Below are 1,331 nucleotides of genomic sequence, written 5' to 3'. Positions count from 1 at the left end.
GGGGCTGTTTTCCTTCCGGCAGTCAGCTTGACCTGTGAATAACCGCCCGACATGCACATATGCATCACACCATCACCGACGATAGGAGCGTATCTTCTATGGATTCGACCATTTTCAACCGCCGTACCCTGCTGGGTAGCGGCGCACTCATGGGACTCAGCGCCCTGCTTGCGGCGTGTGGCCAGCAGGCTTCTAATGAGGCGGCAGCCACCGCCTCGGCAGCGCCGAGCGAAACCGCTTCGGCATCTGCGTTGGCTTCTGAGTCGCCCTCGGCAAGCGCTACTCCGTCTACTGTCCGAGGCTACTCGGGCGGCTCCAAGGCGCCGGATGGTGAGTACCGCGAAGCTGACCCCAACGGCCCAGCGCAGAATGTTCCGAAACCTGCATCGCCTGAGGGTGGATACCGAGAAAAATCCAATGAGGGTCTACGCAAAACACTTAACGCGTGGATTGAATGGAACAACTACGGCGCCCAGACCGGAGACTACAGTCAAGCACGCAAATTCGTTGATAGCAGCTTCACGGAATTACTAGATTCCTACGAAGGTCTTGAAGCCCTCTACAAGCGAGGCGGCTGGATTATCGCGGGTCTTGATCATTACATTGCTGACGGGAACCCTTGGAGTGAGGGAGAGACTTACTACTGGAAAGCGTACCGGGAGTGGGGCTACGTTATGTACGTTGAACCTAACGGTGATTGGAAGTCTTACGAGAATGACTCAAAGGATGACGACACGTGGAAGTTCTCGTTCAAGTACACCTCTGAGGGCTGGAAGATTATCGACTTTGAACAGGTAGATGATTAGAAATGAAATTTAAATCAAATACCAATGTTGCATTATTATCACTCCTTGCCATATCCATTATTACCCCTCCTGCAACATCTATTACAAATGATTGTTCCACAAAAGGCTCTAACACCGCTAAAGTATGTCAGGTAACTGTCAGTAAATCAAAAACCAAACAAAAAACAAATGAGGGAAATAAAAGTAATTCAAATTCCTCATATAATGATTTTCAATACACTTACTCAACTGTGAGCCACGGAAACGGTGTAAAAGTTACCTACGCCAACGAAAATCACAATATTATGTCATGCACAACCAAAGATGGAAGAATAGGAACATTCAAGTTTACAAATATGTCACTTGAATCTGGCATTCCTATAGACCGCGGAAGTCCCAGAAGCCCCTCCTCTGCTAGTTGCGTCCCCGACGACACCCGCACCCTGACCAGTGCCGACAGCCCAGGTCCCGCCGGCCCGACCTACGAAGAAGTTATGACGGAAATTCGCCATGCTGCAGAGTCGCTAGAGCCAGGCAAGCCGACCC

The 1,331-nt window shown here is 50.4% G+C and carries 1 protein-coding gene and 1 pseudogene; both read left to right on the top strand.

Features of this window, described 5'->3' with window-relative positions:
• Positions 1-98 precede the first annotated feature (98 nt).
• Complete coding sequence (locus HMPREF2927_RS05940) at positions 99-806, top strand: DUF6318 family protein (protein WP_070686409.1); 708 nt, start codon at positions 99-101, stop codon at positions 804-806.
• Positions 807-808: 2 nt separating this feature from the next.
• Positions 809-1,331: pseudogene (locus tag HMPREF2927_RS09045) on the top strand (peptide ABC transporter ATPase); the annotation flags it as partial.

Source organism: Rothia sp. HMSC061E04, from assembly GCF_001813685.1.
GTDB lineage: Bacteria > Actinomycetota > Actinomycetes > Actinomycetales > Micrococcaceae > Rothia > Rothia mucilaginosa.
Note: the sequence above shows the minus strand (reverse complement) of the source record. Positions and strands in the feature narration are given on the sequence as shown.

Bases quoted from the DNA above. Each gene is read 5' to 3' on its own strand.
- HMPREF2927_RS05940 (WP_070686409.1), top strand. From the start codon at position 99: ATGGATTCGACCATTTTCAACCGCCGTACCCTGCTGGGTAGCGGCGCA.